The following is a 17,462-nucleotide window of genomic DNA, read 5'->3' on the forward strand; positions in this document are numbered from 1 at the left end:
CTTCACGCACCGCATGCGACACCACTTTCCCGGGCTGGATCTGCTGCGCAGCATCGCCATCGCCTGGGTGATGCTCTTCCACGCCTTTCTCGTCGGTGGCCTGGGGCCGGGCTTCGCCTGGCTGTCGCGCTTCGGCTGGGCCGGCGTGGACATCTTCTTCGTGCTCAGCGGTTTCCTGATCGGCTCGCAGCTGCTGCGCACGCTGCAGCGCGGCGAGCGGCTGTCGCTGCGCGACTTCTACCAGCGCCGGGCCTGGCGCATCCTGCCCGCCTTCGCCGTGGTGCTGGCGGTCTACGCCGCCTTCCCGGTGCTGCGCGAGGCGCCGGGGCTGGAGGCCGGGTGGCAGTTCGCCACCTTCACGCTGAACCTGCTGATCGACTACAGCCACAACCAGGCCTTCTCGCATGCCTGGTCGCTGTGCGTGGAAGAGCACTTCTACCTGCTCTTTCCCCTGGTGGCCTGGTGGTTCACCCGCCGGCCCTCCGCCGCGCGCTTCATCGGCCTGTGCGGTGGCCTGGTGATGCTGGGCATCGCGCTGCGCACCGGCGTGTGGCTGCGCGATGACGCGTTGAATCCGCCGCGCAACTGGTTCGTCGAGGACATCTACTACCCGACCTGGATGCGGCTCGACGGCCTGCTGGCGGGCGTGGTGCTGGCCGCGCTGCGCGTCTACCGGCCGGCGCTGTGGGCGCGGCTGCAGGCCCGCTCGACGTGGTTGCTGATGGGCGGCCTCGCCACCGCCGGCCTGGCCTTGTGGCTGTTCCGCGATCGCACCGGCCTGCTGGCCAACGCGGTGGGCTGGCCGCTGCTTTCGCTGGGCTTGGGGTTGCTGGTGCTGTCGGCCACGGCACCCCGCGGCTGGCTGGGGCGCTGGCGGGTGCCGGGCGCCGGCTGGGTGGCGGCCGTCTCGTACAGCCTCTACCTCAGCCACAAGCTCGCCATGCACGCCGTGCACGAATGGCTGGCGCCGATGTTGCCGGTGCAGGGGCTGGCGTTGTTCGCCGTGTACGCGGCGGCCATCGTCCTCGTCGGCGCGGCCCTGCACCATGCCGTGGAGCGCCCCTGCCTGCGCCTGCGGGACCGGGCAGCTCCTGCTGTCAGCCCAGGCCCACAAGCCCGACGGGCCGCCGGCTGACAGACGGCCGCGCGGTGCGCACCTACCGTCTTCGAATGTCGATTTGGCGCCTGTCGCGATGACCTGGAATGAGTTTGTGAACCGCGCGGCCGCGGCCTGGCCCGACGTGGACTGGACCGATGCCGCACCGGCGGTGCTGGCCGGCCTTCTCACCATCCTCGTGCTCAAGGCCGGCCTGAAGCTGTCCGCCCAACGCCTGCGCGTGCTCGCGCAGCGCACTCGCACCTCCGCCGACGACGGCCTGGTGCGCGTGCTTGAGCAAACCAACCCGGCGCTGATCTGGGTGGTGGGCGTGCTGGTGGGCTTGAACATGCTGCCGCTGGACGAGCGCTGGCACGGTCGCGTGTCCCAGCTGTGGTTCGCCGTCGTCGCACTGCAGATCGGCCTGTGGGGCCAGCAGGCGGTCGCGCTGCTGCTGGCAGCCCAGCAGCGGCAGCACCATGCCAGTGGCGGCGCGGTGTCCGCCACCGCCACCCTGCTCGGCTGGGGCCTGCGCGGTGCGCTGTGGGTCGTCATCGTGCTGGCGGTGCTGTCCAACATGGGCGTCAACATCACCGCCTTCGTCGCCAGCCTGGGCATCGGCGGCATCGCCGTCGCGCTGGCGGTGCAGAACATCCTCGGCGACCTGTTCGCGTCGCTGGCGATCGCGGTGGACAAGCCGTTCGAGGTGGGCGACTCCATCACCGTCGGCGACGTGACTGGCACGGTCGAGCGCGTGGGCCTCAAGACCACCCGCATCCGCAGCCTGGGCGGCGAGCAGATCGTCATGTCCAACGCCGAACTGCTCAAGCGCACGGTGGCCAACTTCAAGCGGCTGCAGACGCGCCGCGTGCTGTTCGCCTTCGGCGTCACCTACGACACGCCGGCCGAGCAGGTGGCCGCGGTGCCGCCACTGGTGAAGGAACTGATCGAGGCCGACCCCAAGCTGGAATTCGTCCGCGCCCACTTCAAGGGCTTCGGCGAAAGCTCGCTGAACTTCGAGGTCGTCTACCGTGTCCAGGACCCGGACTACGACGTCTACATGGACCGCCAGCAGGCATTGAACCTCGCGCTGATGCAGGCGCTGCAGCAGCGCGGCATCCGCTTCGCCTTCCCGACGCAGACCTTGAACCTCGTGGGCGGCCTGCAGCCCCAGGCGGCGCACTCGCCACCGACCGCGCAGCCCCAGGGCGGCCGCGGCCCCGTGCCTGCGGCAGGCTGATCCATGGGCCACGGGGCGGCCGACCTGCTCACGGCCGCCGTCGCCGCGCTGGTGCTCATCGCCATCGCCGGCGCGCTCTACAGCCACCGCTTCGGCCTGTCGCACCTGCTGGTCTTCATGGTCGTCGGCATGCTGGCCGGCGTGGACGGCCCGCTCGGCCTGCCCTTCGACAACTACACGCTGGCCGTGCACGTCGGCAATCTGGCGCTGGCCCTCATCCTCTTCGACGGCGGCCTGCGCACGCGCTGGGTGATGGTGCGCGACGGCATGCTGCCCGCCGGGCTGCTGGCCACGGTGGGCGTGGCCGCCACGGCCTGCATGGTTGCCGCGCTTGCCCGCGTCGTGCTGGACGTGCCGTGGGCACAAGGCCTGCTGCTCGGCGCGGCCGTGTCGTCGACCGATGCGGCGGCCGTGTTCGCGCAGTTCAGCGCCAGCAAGCTCAAGCTGGAGCAGCGCCTGGCCGCCACCATCGAGGTCGAGTCGGGCATGAACGACCCGATGGCCATGGTGCTGACGCTCGGCCTGATCGCCTGGATGGCGCCGCGCGGCGGCCAGGGCGGCGAGGCGGCTTCAGGCCTGGCGGTGCTGATGCCGTTGCTGGGCCAGCAGCTGGGCCTGGGCGCGCTGATCGGCGTGGCCGGCGGCTGCCTGACCGCCGCCTGGGTGAAGCGCCTGCCCATCGAGGACGACCATGACGGCCTGGCCGCGCTGCTGATGGCGGCGCTCGGCCTGCTGCTGTTTGCCGCCACCAATCGCCTCGGCGGCTCGGGCTTCCTGGCGGTCTACATCGCAGGCCTGCTGGTACGCCACCGCGCCGAGCGGGTGGCGGTGCTGAGCCTGCCCGGACTGAACGGCTACACCTGGCTGGCGCAGGCCGTCCTCTTCCTGTTGCTGGGCCTGCTGGTCACGCCGCACGAGGTCTGGCAGCTGGTCGTGCCCGGGCTGGCCATCGCCGCCGGGCTGATGCTGCTGGCGCGGCCGGCGGCCGTCGTGCTGTGCCTGGCACCGCTGGGCTTCAGCTGGCGCGCGCAGTGCTTCGTCGCCTGGTCGGGCCTGCGCGGTGCCGTGCCCATCGTGCTGGCCGCGTATCCGGTGCTGGCCGGCATCCCTGGGGCGTGGCGGCTGTTCGACGTGGCCTTCCTGGTCGTGCTGCTGTCGCTGCTGATCCAGGGGCCGACGCTGGCGCCGCTGGCGCGGGCGCTGCGGCTCAACCAGGACGATGTCTAAGCAGCGTCGAAGACGGGGATCAGATACGGCCGGCCAGCCACCAGCGTGACGACGCGGCGCGGCAGGCAGGCCAGCGGCTGCGTGCCGGCGCGCGTCGCACGTGCCACTGCGGCGCGGGCGGCGTCCAGCAGCGCGGTCAGGCGCGGGCGTTCGCCCTGGCATTTGGAGCGCGGGATCACCAGCGCCAGGTCCAGCGTGCGAGGCCCGCTGGCGTCGGCCGCCTCGACTTCGAGGCTGGCGCCAACCACCAGCGTCGAGGGCGTGCTGAGGCGCACATCGAGTTCGGCGTCGACGGTGTCGTCAGCGGACACCGGCATCAAGGGAATGGAGTTCATGGACATGGGGCGCATCCTCCAGCGCATTGCACGCGGCCGCCGTCGGGCGCACCGCAAACCTGGCGTAGGACAAGGCCTAACCGTTCAAGCGGTAGCAGGCTCCGGCGCTCAGGCCCTTGCCGTTGCGCGCGCCACGTGGCGCACCGTCGGCGCGGCGAACAGGCGGCCGATCAACGTCCGGGCGAAGAAGTAATCGTTGCGCAGCTTGTCGCCGAGCGCATCCAGACCGACACGGCCTTGCGGGTCGCAGGGCACGTCCAGACCGGCATCCCCGGCGGTCAACGGCTCGAAGTGCAGCAGATGGGTGGCTTGGGCGGACGACTGCGCGGCAGCGCCGAACGCATCGGGCTGGTCCATCTCGGCAAGGCGGGGTTTGTTCTGAAGTTGTGACATCGCGACCTCCACGGAAAGTGACGACAGCGTGGAGATGACTGTGCGCCCGGCGCGGCGCGCGGGTTGTAGGCCCTTGGGCGCGCCGGCGGTGCGCTGCGGCGCTTGAGCGTGTAGGAAACCGCCTTCAGCTCAGAGCCGTGGGCACCGGCACGCTGATCTCGAACCAGAACCGGCTGCCTTCGCCCAGCCGCGTTTCCAGCCGGATCTCGCCGCCCATCATGCGCACCAACTGGCGGCTGATGGCCAGGCCCAGGCCGGTGCCGGCGACGCGCTGGTCGGCACTGCCGGCCTGCTCGAACGGTTCGAACAGCCGCTCGACCTGGTCCTCGGCGATGCCAACGCCGCTGTCCTCCACCTCGAAGCGCAGCAGCACATGGCCGGCCAGCGTCTCGGCCGATGGCAAGGCCAGCGCGCGCAGCGTCACGCCGCCGAGCTGCGTGAACTTGACTGCATTGCCCAGCAGGTTCAGCAGGATCTGGCTGAGCCGCTTCTCGTCGGCCAGCACGACCGGCGGCAGGCGCGGATCGAGCTCCACGGCCAGCGTGATCTGCTTGTCCACAGCCATGACGCGCACGATGTCGGCGACGGCGTTCAGTCGCGTCACCAGGTCCACCGGCACGATGCGCAACTCACCCTTGCCAGCCTCGATGCGCGACAGGTCGAGGATGTCGACGATGAGGGTCAGCAGGTGCTGGCCGCTGCTGTGGATGATGTCCAGGCCATTGCGCTGCTTGGCCGTCACGGCCTCGTCCATCTTGAGGATCTGCGCATAGCCCATCACCGCGTTCAGCGGCGTGCGCAATTCGTGGCTCATGCGCGCGAGGAACTGGCTCTTGGCGCGGCTGGCCACCTCGGCGCGCTCCTTGGCCTCGATGAGCTCCAGCGTGCGCGCGCGCACCAGCTCCTCGAGGTGGTCGCGGTGGGCGCCCAGCTCGGCCTCGCGCTCCTGCAGCACGGCCAGCATGCGGTTGAAGGTGTCGGCCATCGCGGCGATGTCGCGCGGGCCGCCGGCCGGTGCGCGCGCGTCGCTGTCGCCCGCCTCCACCTTCTCCATCGCCTGCGACAGCGCCGCCAGTGGCCGCGTCAGGCGCAGCGCCAGGAAGCGCACCAAGAACAGGAACAGCGCCGCGAACAGCAGCGCCATGCCGAAGTTGGCGATGAACAGCGACGCCTGCGTGCGGTGCAGCGTCGCCTTGCTCAGGATGATGCGCACCTGGCCCAGCTGCTGCGCGGGCTGCAGCGTGACGTCGAAGGGCGACGGCTCGGGCCGCGTCCACACCGGCGCCGCGAAGGCCCAGCTGTCCTCGGTCTCCAGGTCCAGCCAGGGCTCGCTGGCCGCGCGCCCCCGCGCCGCGGCGGCCGGCAGCTTGTCGCCGCCAGGGCCCAGCGCCAGCAGCAGGCGGCCGCTGGTATCGCGGATCTCTATGCCCATGACGTCCGGGAAGGCCAGCGTGGACCGCACGGCCTCCTCGGCGTTGTCGGCGGCGGCGTACAGCAGTGCCAGCGAGCTGTTGGCGGCCAGGTTGGCGGCGATGCGGCCGCCCTGCTCCATCAACATGGCGCGCACCTGGCGGCCGCCCTGCCAGGCGTTGACGGCGGCCATTAGCAGCGCCAGGCACAGCGCACCCAGCGCGACGGCCACGCTGAGGTGGCGCCGGAAGGAGGCCTCGTGCAGCCAGCGCGCGTACACGCGCAGCGGCCAGGGCCGGCGCGCGCCCGGGCGCTGGCCTGCGGAGGCGTCCCGCAGGACGGCGGGCGGCTGGCTGTCGAGTGGCAAGGGTTGCGTCAAGCTGGGACTCAGTTGGAGGGGTAGACCAGGTCGAACCCGGACTGCGCAGCGGCCACGTCCAGCCCCAGGTGCGCGGCGGTGCGGATGTTGATGGCGGCGAGCGCCTGGCGCAACGGCAACACCCCGGCCGCGGTGGTCTTCGGTGCGGCCGCCAGCCGCTGGGCCGCGGTGGCGAGCGTGCGGCCGAGTTCGCGGTTGTCAGGGTAGAGCGAGAACAGCGCGCCGCGCCGCACGTGGGCCACATGGCTGGAGAAGACGGCGATGTTGCGGTTCCAGCCCTCCCTCAGCACCAGCGGCAGCACGGCGTTGTCGTCCACCGTCGTCGGGTCCTGCGGCAGCCACACCGCGTCGCGCGCGGGGTCGGCCGCCGCCAACAGCTGCGAGTAGGCGCGCAACGCGCCGGACGGGTCGGCGGCCTCCTGGGCCAGCAGCTCCAGACCTTCGATGCGGGCGGCCTCGCGCGCCAGCTTCACGAGCCAGGCGTTCAGCTTGGGGTCGTAGACGACGTGCACGCGCCGCGTCGACGGCCGCAGGCGCTTGAGCCGCGCGAGCAGCAGGCCCGGGTCGGGCGCCAGCGTGTGCACGGGGAAGCTGCGCGCCTCCGACTCCTGCACCGAGACCACGCAGCCCACCAGCACCGCCAGTTCGCCCGCCAGCGCCGTGGCGATGCGCATGCCGCCTCGGCCCAGGCCGATGAGCACCTGGAGGTCGCGGCGGCGGATGTCTTCGGCCACCCGCGCCGGGTCGGCGCTGTTGGCGACCGCCAGGCTGGTGACTGCGCCGCCGAGCTTGTCCTCGATGCCTTCGATGATGGTGGCGAAGACCTGGCGGAAGGGTTCGCCCAGCTCCGGGTAGACGACCGCCAGCGAACGCCCCAGTTCGGCAGCGCCCGCACCTGCCCCGGCCATCGCCACGGCACCGCCGAAAGCCTGGCGCAACACGGCGCGGCGTGTGGCGGGTGCGGGGAAGTCAATCAAGGGGAATGCGCTGAACAGCTGGGTCAGGACGGAAGGGCGGGATTATGGAAGGGCCAGGCCTTGCCTCGAAGAGCTCAGCCCCTCAATAGCGGTACTGCGCCTGCACGTAGCCGGCGCGGGGCGCCACGGGCAGGTCGTTGACGATGCCGCCGCCCGCAAGGCTGGGTTCGCGCGCATCGGCATCGAAGACATTGCGCAGCATCACCGAGAGCTCCCAGTCCGAGGCGCCCAGCCGGGTGCGGGCCGCGAGATCCAGCGTCGTGTAGTCCTTGACCGGGGCACGCGCATCACCCGCGGGCCGGTGGCGCCCGGCGACATGGTTGAGCTGGCCGGAGAGCGTGGCGCCCCGCACCGCAGCCCAGTCGGCCTGCAGGTAGGCGTGGTGGTGCGGCGCATAGCCGGCGTCCAGCCGCGTGTCCTGGTCCACCGAGCGCTGGAAAGCGTAGTTGCCCGAAATGCGAAGGCTGCGCGATGCGTCCCAGACGACTTCCAGTTCCGCGCCGCGGCCGTCCTGGCCACCACGGTTCTGGATCAGGTTGGCGGGCGGCGCGGCCGGGTTGGGCGCGCCGCGGATGATGTCGCGCATCGCGTAGCGGAACAGCGTCAGGTTCAGCTGCAGGCTGTCGGCCGGCGCCCAGGCCAGCGCGGCCTCGGTGGTGCGGATGGTCTCGGGCTTGATGGCCGGGTTGCCGCCAACCACCGGGTTGTTGATGCTGTATTGCTCGTTGAAGGACGGCGCCCGGAAGGCGCGGCCATGCATGAGCTTCACGGTCAGGTCGTAGGCGGCGCTCCACACCAGCGCCAGGCGCGGGTTGGTGGTCGCGCCGAAGTCCGAGTAGTGGTCGCGGCGCACGCCGGCCGTGAGGATCCAGTCGGGGTGGAAGCGCCATTCGTCCTGCGCGTACAGGTAGTCCACCTTGCGCTGCTGCGGCAGCATGAACTTCAGCGCCGTGCCGGAGAAGTCCGTCACGTCGGCCCAGGAGCCAGTGCCGATGCGGCTGAAGTTGGGGTTGAAGTTCTTGTACTCGGTGGTCTTGTAGAGGTCGAGGTCGTCATGGCCCACGCCCAGGCGGATGCTGTGGCCCGCCAGGCCCGAGTAGGTGGCATAGCCCGACAGGCGCAGCTGCCGCTCCCACTTGTTGGGCCCGCCGATCAGGCCGTCGGTGAAGACATTGCCCGGGCCGAGCACCGTGCCCGGCGGCAGCAGCACGTAGTTCGTGGTGGCGGTCTCGGCGTAGTGCAGGAAGCTGGCCTGCAGGCCCACGCCCCAGTCTGAAGTGACCTGCGGCTCGGTCCAGGACAGGTCGGCGTGGGTGCGCTCGCTGCGCCCCTTGCCGGTGGGGTCCAGCGCCGACGCGACGCCGGCACCGGTACCGACGTCGCCGCGCAGCTTGTAGCCCAGCCGCGCCCGCCAGGCGCCGTTGCCCAGCTCCAGGTTGGCGTCGACGGCGTCATGGCCAACGTTGATCGGGCCCGGGGCGTGCGTCACCGCGGGCTGGGCCGCATCCTTGTCGATCAGGCTGCGGGCGCCGTCGGTGCTGCCCACGCGCAGGTAGGCCGAGACATCCAGCGGCCCGAGCTTGCCACTATGCAGCACCCAGGCGTCGCGGCTCTTGAACGAACCGCCGCGCAGGCCGACGCGCGTGCCGGGCGTGTCGGCACCGGTCTTGGTGATGATGTTGATGACGCCGGCAAAGGCGTCCGCACCGTACAGCGCCGAGCCGGGGCCGCGGATGACCTCGATGCGCGCGATGTGCTCGACCGGATAACCGGCCCAGACATTGCCCTTGTTGCCGACGAACAGCGTGGTCATCGGCACGCCGTTCTGCAGCAGCAGCACCTGCGCCGTGAACTGGCTGTAGATGCCGCGGAAGACGTACAGCGGCATGTACTGGTTGGCCGAGCGACCGACATGCAGGCCGGGCACCGAGGCGAGCACCTCGTCCAGGTCGACGGCGCCCATCGCGCTGATGGCCTCGGCCGTGATGACGCTGGCCACCGCCGGCGCCTGGCGCAGCGACTGGCGGCTGCCCGCGGCGATGCTCACCGAGCGCTGGTCGCCATAGGCCAGCGCCAGTTCGTCTTCATCGGTCTGCGACACCGCCAGGCCCGGCGACAGGGCCAGTGCGGCGGCCAGACCCACAAGACCTGCAGAACCACGCGGCATACGGCACCTGCTGAAGGGGGTTTCGGGGCCGCGATTATGAGATGGGGCCAAGCCGTCTTCCCGACCAACTGCGGGGTGCATGCCCCTCATACCTCACGTTCTCGCAAGCCATGGGCATCAGCGTGCCTTCGGGTTTCTCCGCGGCTTCGACGATGCAGGGCGGCATGCCGGCCAAGGTCTTGAGGATGTTGTAGAGCTGGTACTGCCGCGCCGTGAAGCCCAGGTCGGCCGCTAGCGCCGCGGTGAGGCCGGCGAAGTTGAGCTTCAGGAAGGGCTTGCGCCGGAGCAGCGCCTGCTCGACGTCGAAGGCCAGCCGGTAGTGCAGGCCCCGGTCCAGCCCCTCGCGCTCGACCAGGCGCATCAGCGGTGGCAGGCGCTCGTCGGTGGCGTGGATGGGGCGGCCGAAGCCGAGGATGCGCCGGCCGGCGAGCAGCTCGGCCGCGACGATGGCCTCGGCCGATTCGCCGGAGCGCAGCTTCTCGCCCGCACGCAGGAAGAAGTCGATGGACTGCAGCCCCGGCCCGCCGCCGAACACGCCGGCCTCGGTTGTCGCGATGGCGGCCGACAGGCCCAGCACCGAGGGACTGCGCGCGTTCGCCGCCAACGCCGCGACGCGGTTGTTCCACAGCCGCGTGTCGGGATAGCTGGTCATCGTCCAGATGCCCTCCAGCACGCGCAGCTCATTGGCCGCGAAGCGGCGCCCCGTGATGCCGAAGACGTACAAGCCCATCCAGCTGATGCCGTCCAGGTCGCGGTGCAAGTCCTGCCCGCGGAAGACGGCCCGCGTGCCGGGCCAGCAGGCGCCCACGCGCGTGCGCAGCACGTCGGCCTGGGCCGCGAGCGCCTCCGGCCCGTCCACTCGGGCACCCTCCGTTTCGCGGACGCGAGCGCGCCCTTCGGGCGGCCGGGCGGCCGCACTCAATGGGGCACCCTCCGCTTCGCGGGTCCCTCCAAGAGGGACGCGAGCGCGCCCTTCGAGCGGCCGGGCGGCCGCGCTCACGCCGCCACTGCCCGGTTGCCCGGGTCGTCCTGCAAATCGACCGGCGGGAATGGAAAGCGCTTGTAGCCCAGGGCCCGCTGCTCCAGTGCGTGCGCGGCCGCGCCGGGCAGGCGCAGCAGCAGGTGCAGCATCTCGCCCTGCTCGGGGTTGAAACCCAGGTCGGCCAGGGCCGCGGCGGCGACGCTGGTCATGGCCAGCGGCAGGCCGGCAGTGGCCTCCAGCGCCGTGCGGTGTTCCGCCAGCCAGCGCAGGCGCTGCGCCAACGGGTGCGCGGCCAGCTGGTCGAGCGCCTGCAGCACGATGCCGGACGTGCGGCGCCCGTGCGGGTCGAAGCCGGCTGCGCGGTCGCTCGACGGCCAGATCTCCAGCCGCTGCGGGGCGGCATCGGCCAGACGCGCCTGCCAGGCCGCAAGCTCCATGCCGCATTCGACCCAGCCCGTCATCGCGTCGAACACATCGCGCGCGCCGCCCTGGCGGCCGGCGCCGACCGACAACGCGGCCATCAGCGCCGCCGCGGCCGGTGCGCCGCCGGTGCTGCTGGCCATGGCCGCCTGCACGGCGGGGTCGCGCGGCCCCGGGTTGGCCAGCGCCACGGCCAGCGTTTCCAGCAACTCGGTCTGCTCGGGCCACGGCGCCTCACCGCTGAACAGCAGGAAGAGCATTTCCGTCCAGCGCACCCGGCCCAGCATTTCGCCATAGACGTCGTAGCCATGGCAGAACGCGGCCCGCGCCGCGAAGGCGTTGTCGGGCTCGGGTTCTTCCTGCCAGATGCGCGTGTGCAGCCGCTGCGGCGCGCTCATTGCGCCGTCCCCAGCGTCTTCATGCGCAGGTTCATCGGCGGCACTTCCTCGCCATCGATGCGCACGTCCAGCAGCGTCGGCCCGCGGCGCGACAGCAGCGCGCTGAAATCCAGCGCGTCCAGGTCCTGCGACGAACGGATCACATGGCCGGGGATGCCCATGGCGGCGGCCATCATCGCGAAGTCGACCTTGGGCAGCTCGAAGCCGATGGGCTCGGCGCCGGCCAGCCGCTGGCCGTGCTTGACCATGCCCAGCGCCCCGTCGTTCAACACGACGTACAGCACCGGCAGGCCGAGCTCGGCGGCGACGGTGATCTCCTGGCCGTTCATCAGGTAGCTGCCGTCGCCGGTCAGGCAGACGACCGGGCAGCGGCGGTTGGCCATCGCGATGCCGACGGCCGAGCCGATGGCCCAGCCCATGGGCGCGAAGTCCATCGTCACGCGCAGCCAGCTGGAGTTGCGCGTACGCCGCTCCTTGCCGGCGGGCCGCTCGCTGCCGCCGGCCGCACGGCCGCTGCGCTGCTCGTTCGGCGCGAGGTAGTGCACCGCCCACGCGGCGCTGTTGCCGGCGTCCGCTACGAAGCGGGTCTGCGGCGGGCAGCGCTCGCCCAGCGTCGCGAGCAGGCGCTGCGGCTTCACCGGCGCGCTGTCGCTGCGCACGGCTTGCACGTTGTCGACCATGGCTTCATAGGCCTGGCGGCCGGCCTGCGGATGCAGGAAGGGCAGCAGCGCCGCGTCCTTCGGCGAGGCCAGCAGCGAGACCAACTGCTCGCACACCGACTTGATGTGGCCGCGCACATGCAGCCGCGCCGTCGGCGAGCGCATCAGGTTCTCGTCACTGTCGTCCACATGCACGAGGCGGCTGTTCAGCAGCGCGGTGGACCAGCCGCCGCTGTTGAACTCGCCGAAACCCGTGCCGAGGGCGATGACGAGATCCGGCTCGCTGGACAGCAGCTCGGCGGCGCTGGCATGGCCGCCGAAGCCGAACACGCCGCGAAAGCGCGGGTGGCGCGGGTTGACGAAGCCCTTGCCATCGGGCGTGGTGATGAACGTGCCGTCGGTGCGCTGCACCAGCTGCATCAGTTCGTTGGCAGCCTCGCCGCAGCCATCGCCGACCAGCCAGACCGGCGAACGGGCCGAGAACAGCAGGCGCGCCAGCTCGCGCACGGCGGGCAGGTCCACCAGCGCCGGCGCGCGGCGCAGCAAACCGGCGAAATCTGGGGTTTCCATGTCGCTGGAAACTGGGGCGCGCATGATGTCCACGGGAATGGACAGGTGGCTGGGCCCGCTGGGGGCGCGCTGCGCCTGCATCAGCGCGTTGAACAGCTTGGTGGGCAGCTGCTCGGCATGCGAGACCAGCGAGTTGTAGCGCGTGCACGGGCGGAACATCGCCATCGTGTTGATGCCCGTGCAGCTGGACTCCTGCAGTGCGCCCTTGCCGAAGTTCTTGATCGGCGGCTGGCCGGTGATGACCAGCATGGGCACGTTGTTGTCGTAGGCGCAGGCGACGCCGGTGATCAGATTGGTGGCGCCCGGCCCCGAGGTGGCGATGCACACGCCGATCTTGCCGGTCTCGCGGGCATAGCCGTCGGCCATGTACGCGGCACCCTGCTCGTTGCGGGCCACGACGGCGCGCGGGCCGCCGCGCCGGCCGCTGCGGGCCAGGGCGTTGTACAGCGGCTCGATGGCGCCGCCGGGCACGCCGAAGACGTATTCCACGCCCAGCGCCTCCAGCGCTTCGACGAGCAGGTCGGCGACGTCACGGGCGGCGGGTTCGCGCACCAGGGCGGGCGCCTCGGCATAGAAGGGGGCGAGAGCAGTGTTTGTTTCCACGGGGCAGCAGTCAGCAGGCGGTCGGCAACAGGACACCGCGACGGGCTGCGGCAACGCTGCGTTGAGCAGCAGTCACCGGCATGTCCGCACGACATCGGGATTTGAAAAAAGCCCACCCAGGTGGACCCTTGAACGGCCAATGGACGCAACGTTCCAATGGCCTTGCTCCCCCTGTGTGCGCGGTGGGCCTGACTAGCCCCGCGTCATCTGTTGTCTGCGCATGAAGCCTTGGCCCCGCGCAGTGAACGCAACTGTATCGAGGTGAAACTTACCCACATCCCCGCGAATGCGGGAAAACACGGGAGCGTGGTGCGCAGTTCGTGAACTACTGCGCAGGTCCCAGGGGGTCAGGGCTTGCCTCGCGCACCGGTCAGCTGGGCCACGGCGGCCAGCGTGGTCTGCGCGGCATTCAGGCCGAGCAGGAAGTCCTTGTCCGAGTAGGTCGCGTACACGTCGGTGGGCTGGTGCCAGTGCGGGTTCCAGCCGGCGCCGATCTGCATGCCCCGCTCGCTCTCGCGCACGGAGACGGCGGGTGCATGGTCCATGAAAGGCACCGAGTCGGTGTTGGTCATGCGGTTGCCCACGGCCACCGGGTAGTCCGTCGCGTACTTCTCGTTGGCCGCGCGCAGCGCCCACGCCAGCTTGGCGGAGGCATCGGTCTGCTTCGAGTTGACCTGGAATTCGATGTTCACGTCCGCTTCGGCGCGCTGGGCCGACGGCGCCGTGTAGACTGGCTGGCCACGCGCATCGAGCACCGGCTTGCCCGCGGCGTCCAGCTTGGGCACCGGCATGCCGTCGTCGAACAGCAGCATGTCGTGCTGGATCACGGCCAGCCACTTCGGCTCCGGGTAAAGCCCTGACCCCTTGGGCGAATCGATGCCCTGCAAGTCCTTGCGCTGGGCCACATAGGCATGGGCGCCGTTCAGCCCGCTCTCCTCGTTGTTCCAGAGGATGAAGCGGATGGACCGCTCCGTCGCCACGCCCGGCGCGTTGAAGACCCGCGCCAGCTCCATCACCAGCGCCGTGCCCGATCCATCGTCGTTGGCCGCCTCGCCGTAACCGATGCCGTCCATGTGGGCCGACACGATGACCATCTCGTCGGGCCGGGTGGCGCCCACCTTCGTGCAATAGAGGCTCTCGCGCGGGCCCGTGCCCAGCGGCGTCTGCTCGCTGTTCAGCGCGCGCAGCTTCTCGTCGGGCTGGGCCATGGGGTCGGTGTTCACGCCGATGGGCGCGCGCCTGCCGAACAGCGTGCCGCCGCCTGCGCCGCCGGGCCGCCGGCCCGCAGCGGCTGCAACTGCACCGGCCCGCGCTTGGCCGGCTCGGTGAAGTCATAGCGCAGCCGCTCGGTGTTCGTGCAGCCGTAGCGCTTCAGCTGCGCCTCGATCCAGTCCAGCGCCGCCCGGTTGCGCGCCGTGCCCTGGCGCCGGTCGCCGAACTGCGTCAGGCCCTTGATGGTGGCCTTGTACTTGTCCAGGTCCAGCTGGTTGACAAGCGGGGCGACGGGGTCGGCCGTGTCGACGGGCTGCAGTTGGGCAAAGGCCCCGAGGCTGGCTACGGCGAGCGTGGCGGCGACGAAGGCGTTCTTGGCGGTCATGGTGGGAGGCGTGGCGTCAGGTGCGACTCATCCTAGTCAAGCGCGCGGGTCCGGCAGGCTCGCCGACAGCAGCAAGGCCGGCGCGTCGCGGTCGTCCGGGTCGGTCACCAGCAGCAGTTGCAGCGCGCCGTTCGCCACGGTCATCGCGATGCCCTCGGCCTTGCAGCGCAGGGACAGCGGCCACACGCCCAGCAAGCGCCCGTCCGCCGCCACGACGCCGACGGCCGACCCGCGGCAGGGGCCGTCCAGATAGCTGTCCTCCGTGGCCTCCGCCGCCGCGCAGAACACCCATCCGCCGTCCGGCAGCGCCGCGCCATCGGTGAAGCACAACGGCACCCCGTCAATGTCGCCGAGGTCGAGCGGCGTGCTGGAGACCGGCTGCGGCGCCGGTGCGGTGCCGTCCAGCCAGGCCTGGATCGCCGGCCAGTCGTGGCTGATCAGCAGATTGACCGGGCTGGCCTGGTTGCCCCGCTGCAGCAGGCAGAAGCGGCCGGCGGTCACAAAGGCGCCTTCGATGTTCAGTTGCTCGTGCCGGGCCTGCAGCGGCGCATACAAGGGCGAGAGGTCGATCTCGCGGGCGGCGCCCTGGAGTTCACCCGGCTCGTCGAAAGCCAGCAGGGCCGCGCGCTGGCGCTGCGGTCGCGACCCTGAACCTACGGCCAACAGAGCGCCGTACGGACAGCCCGGCCAAGGCGGCAAATGGGCCAGCGCCTCCAGATCCGGCTTGGCGGCCTTGCGCGCCTTCGGCTTGTCGGGCAGTTCGCCGTCGAAGAGGCGGTGCAGCCGGCCGGGGCGCTCGCCCGCCAAGTCAAACAAGGCCAGCGTGTGCTCGTCATCGGCGACGACAAACAACCGCCACCCCACCTGAACCAAACCGCTGGCAGCGCTGAGGTGGCCCACTGTGGCATCTGTCTCTACGGACAGGGTTCGGACGACTTGGACCTCCAGCATGGCAAAGCTCCCCGTAGGCGTGCGGCGATGCTAGCGGCGCTGCAAGGGCGGCGCGGACGACAGGCGCCGGCGAGGGCTGCTTTGCAGCGATTGCTGCCGTTTACCGGTGTCCCGCCAAGGACCGGTCCAGGCCGCCAAGCCGACGTTCGGTGGGCAGCGGGACAGCTTCCACCGGGCATCGATAACCGACTCGACCCGGACTTTCGTCGCAGTGGCAATCAGCATCATCGGAAATAGCAAGAGCGCCCGGGAAACTGGCGACGTCTTGGACGAAGAACCCATCCTCTGCCGCTTGAGGACCAGTGGCCGCGAGGCCGCGGATGAAGTCGGACATGAAGGTGCTCGAGTAGGTCATGAAAGTTCCGAATTTCGGCGGCTCAGCGCTTGATGGGGTCCAGCGTCAGCAAGGTGACGTCGTTGCTGCGCATGGGCACAGTGAAGTTCAGCAGGCCGTCCTTGCCGATGTTGACGGTGCGCTTTACTTCGGGAAGGTCGCGGGTCAGTGACTGCAGCTTGGCAAGCTGCGCCGCATCGAGGTTGATGGGCGAACCCATCTCGAGGTAGGCGGTATAGGCGTCGTTGGCCTTGTAGCCGGCGCGGCGCAGCTCGAGCCGGTAGGCGCCGGGCTTCAGGTTGCGCAGCGCGAGCTTGACCCCTGGCGCCGGGCCGTTGGGCACCGGCTTGGCGAAGAACACGCCGTTGCTGATGCTCTTTTGATCAGGATGCTGCCAGTCCCATGCCACGACGGCCGTCTTGTCGCCGTCGACCGCAGCCAGCACCTTGTCGTCCGCGCTCGGGATCTCATTGCCGCGCAGCGCGTTGAGGTACTTGTAGGCGAACCAAGTGGTCTTGCGCAGGCCATCGCGTGTCATGAGGCCAAAGCCGCCATGGAAGGCGCGGGGCGGAGGGCCCGGCTCCTCGAACAGGTCGCTGTAGGTCCAGTAGCTCATCGCCTGCGCATAGCCGCGTGTGGCGCGCAGCTTGGTCAGGATCCACGGTGCGCTGATGTAGCTGTCGTGCACCTTGTCGTACGGGTTGTAGCTGGTGCTCCACTCGGTGAGGTACAGCGGAAGGCCGGGGAACGGCGAAGCTTCGATCTCTTTGCGATTGCGGCGCACGTCGCCGACGATGGCGTCGGGGTTGGGGTCCAGGATGCGGTCCGACTTGCCGAACTCGTCGAGGTAGCCTTCCGTGACGCCGTAGGTGTGGGTGGTGACGAAGTCGACCGGCACGCCTTCCTGTTTGGCATAGGCCAGCAACTCGGGCACCCAGAAAGCGCCGGCCGTCGCGGGGCCGCCGACCTTCAGCCCGGCGTCCACCTTCTTGAGCGTGCGCGCGGTGTTGGCGTACAGCTCGAAATAGGCCTTCTGGTCGGCCTTCTCCCAGAAGCCGTCGAGGTTGGGCTCGTTCCACACTTCGAACGGCCACTTGCGCACTTCGTCGATGCCGTAGCGCTGGATGAGGTGGCGCGCGAAGGCGTCGATCAACTCCATCCAGGGTCCCGGCTGCGGGTGCGAGGTGTTGCCCTTCCAGTAGAAGACCTTCAGGTCGGAGGTCTTCATCACGGCGGGCGTGAAGCCCAGCTCGATGAAGGGCTTGACGCCGCTGGCCAGCATGCCGTCGTACAGCTTGTCGATGCCGGTCCAGTCGAACACCAGCTTGTCGCCGTCCTTCTTCACCGTGCCGTAGACGTCGTGAAAGATGTCGTGGAAGCGCACGTAGCGAAAGCCCAGCTCGTCGGCAGCCGTCTTGAGCTGGGCGAGGTTCTCGGGGCGGCCGGTGGTGCCCGGGTAGTCCGCACCGACCGAGAGGTCGAAGAAGCGGTCCATGGGCTGGGTCGCCGCAGCGCGGTCCAGCGTCACCACACGAGCGGCGGGCGTGGCCGCAGGGGTCGCCGCGCACAGGCCGAGTGAAAGGAGCGTCGCCGCGAGGCTGACAACGCCTCGGGGAAGGGAAAGGGATGTGCTCATTGGAGGGTGCCGCTGTGTAGATGCGTATGGAATCGGCCAGAAATTCAAAAAAAGGCCCGCCATGCGGCGGACCTTCGGACAAACTCAC

15 protein-coding genes are annotated in these 17,462 nt (G+C 70.3%); 3 read left to right on the plus strand and 12 right to left on the minus strand.

The window, feature by feature from the left end:
- The first annotated feature begins 13 nt into the window (after window positions 1-13).
- The 3 genes from ASD35_RS20720 to ASD35_RS20730 all read left to right on the plus strand — a co-directional run bounded on the left by ASD35_RS20720 (window position 14) and on the right by ASD35_RS20730 (window position 3,563).
- Entirely contained in the window at window positions 14-1,135 is a 1,122-nt protein-coding gene (locus ASD35_RS20720) for an acyltransferase (protein ID WP_056876837.1), read from the plus strand.
- A 76-nt stretch (window positions 1,136-1,211) separates the two neighbouring features.
- Window positions 1,212-2,336 carry a mechanosensitive ion channel family protein gene (locus ASD35_RS20725; protein WP_235538407.1) on the plus strand — a complete coding sequence of 375 codons (1,125 nt, stop codon included), beginning with the start codon at window positions 1,212-1,214 and terminating at the stop codon, window positions 2,334-2,336.
- A gap of 3 nt (window positions 2,337-2,339) precedes the next feature.
- Window positions 2,340-3,563, plus strand: coding sequence for a potassium/proton antiporter (locus tag ASD35_RS20730; RefSeq protein ID WP_056876838.1), 1,224 nt, complete (start codon window positions 2,340-2,342; stop codon window positions 3,561-3,563).
- Here the strand turns inward: ASD35_RS20730 and ASD35_RS20735 are convergent.
- The 12 genes from ASD35_RS20735 to ASD35_RS20790 form a co-directional block, all read right to left on the minus strand.
- On the minus strand, window positions 3,560-3,904 hold the full coding sequence (locus ASD35_RS20735; protein WP_157275682.1) for a hypothetical protein: 345 nt from the start codon (window positions 3,902-3,904) through the stop codon (window positions 3,560-3,562). The two genes, ASD35_RS20730 and ASD35_RS20735, sit on opposite strands and share 4 nt — an antisense overlap.
- A 102-nt stretch (window positions 3,905-4,006) precedes the next feature.
- The gene (locus ASD35_RS20740) at window positions 4,007-4,291 is read right to left on the minus strand and encodes a hypothetical protein (protein ID WP_235538408.1); all 285 of its coding nucleotides are present in this window, start codon (window positions 4,289-4,291) and stop codon (window positions 4,007-4,009) included.
- A 124-nt stretch (window positions 4,292-4,415) separates the two neighbouring features.
- Entirely contained in the window at window positions 4,416-6,080 is a 1,665-nt protein-coding gene (locus tag ASD35_RS20745; protein ID WP_157275683.1) for an ATP-binding protein, read from the minus strand.
- 8 nt (window positions 6,081-6,088) lie between these two features.
- A complete protein-coding gene (locus ASD35_RS20750; RefSeq protein ID WP_056876842.1) occupies window positions 6,089-7,057 on the minus strand; it encodes a hypothetical protein in 969 nt (322 codons plus the stop codon).
- Window positions 7,058-7,139: 82 nt separating this feature from the next.
- A complete protein-coding gene (locus tag ASD35_RS20755; protein ID WP_056876843.1) occupies window positions 7,140-9,224 on the minus strand; it encodes a TonB-dependent siderophore receptor in 2,085 nt (694 codons plus the stop codon).
- 34 nt (window positions 9,225-9,258) lie between these two features.
- The gene (locus tag ASD35_RS20760; protein ID WP_056876844.1) at window positions 9,259-10,083 is read right to left on the minus strand and encodes a hypothetical protein; all 825 of its coding nucleotides are present in this window, start codon (window positions 10,081-10,083) and stop codon (window positions 9,259-9,261) included.
- Between the two features lie 137 nt (window positions 10,084-10,220).
- Window positions 10,221-11,024: a citrate/2-methylcitrate synthase gene (locus ASD35_RS20765; RefSeq protein ID WP_056876845.1), complete on the minus strand. Its 804-nt coding sequence runs from the start codon at window positions 11,022-11,024 to the stop codon at window positions 10,221-10,223.
- On the minus strand, window positions 11,021-12,856 hold the full coding sequence (locus ASD35_RS20770) for a thiamine pyrophosphate-binding protein (RefSeq protein WP_235538409.1): 1,836 nt from the start codon (window positions 12,854-12,856) through the stop codon (window positions 11,021-11,023). Before ASD35_RS20770 ends, ASD35_RS20765 begins: the two co-directional genes overlap by 4 nt.
- A gap of 347 nt (window positions 12,857-13,203) precedes the next feature.
- Window positions 13,204-14,079: a M28 family metallopeptidase gene (locus ASD35_RS20775; RefSeq protein ID WP_056876846.1), complete on the minus strand. Its 876-nt coding sequence runs from the start codon at window positions 14,077-14,079 to the stop codon at window positions 13,204-13,206.
- Window positions 14,076-14,453, minus strand: coding sequence for a hypothetical protein (locus ASD35_RS28200; protein ID WP_056876847.1), 378 nt, complete (start codon window positions 14,451-14,453; stop codon window positions 14,076-14,078). The genes ASD35_RS20775 and ASD35_RS28200 overlap by 4 nt, the downstream gene beginning before the upstream one ends.
- Before the next feature lie 36 nt (window positions 14,454-14,489).
- Window positions 14,490-15,404, minus strand: a complete 915-nt coding sequence (locus ASD35_RS20785) for a hypothetical protein (protein ID WP_157275684.1) — start codon at window positions 15,402-15,404, stop codon at window positions 14,490-14,492.
- 377 nt (window positions 15,405-15,781) lie between these two features.
- The gene (locus ASD35_RS20790) at window positions 15,782-17,374 is read right to left on the minus strand and encodes a beta-xylosidase (RefSeq protein ID WP_082580313.1); all 1,593 of its coding nucleotides are present in this window, start codon (window positions 17,372-17,374) and stop codon (window positions 15,782-15,784) included.
- Between the last annotated feature and the right edge of the window lie 88 nt (window positions 17,375-17,462).

This window comes from Pelomonas sp. Root1444 (genome assembly GCF_001426885.1).
Taxonomy (GTDB): domain Bacteria; phylum Pseudomonadota; class Gammaproteobacteria; order Burkholderiales; family Burkholderiaceae_C; genus Pelomonas.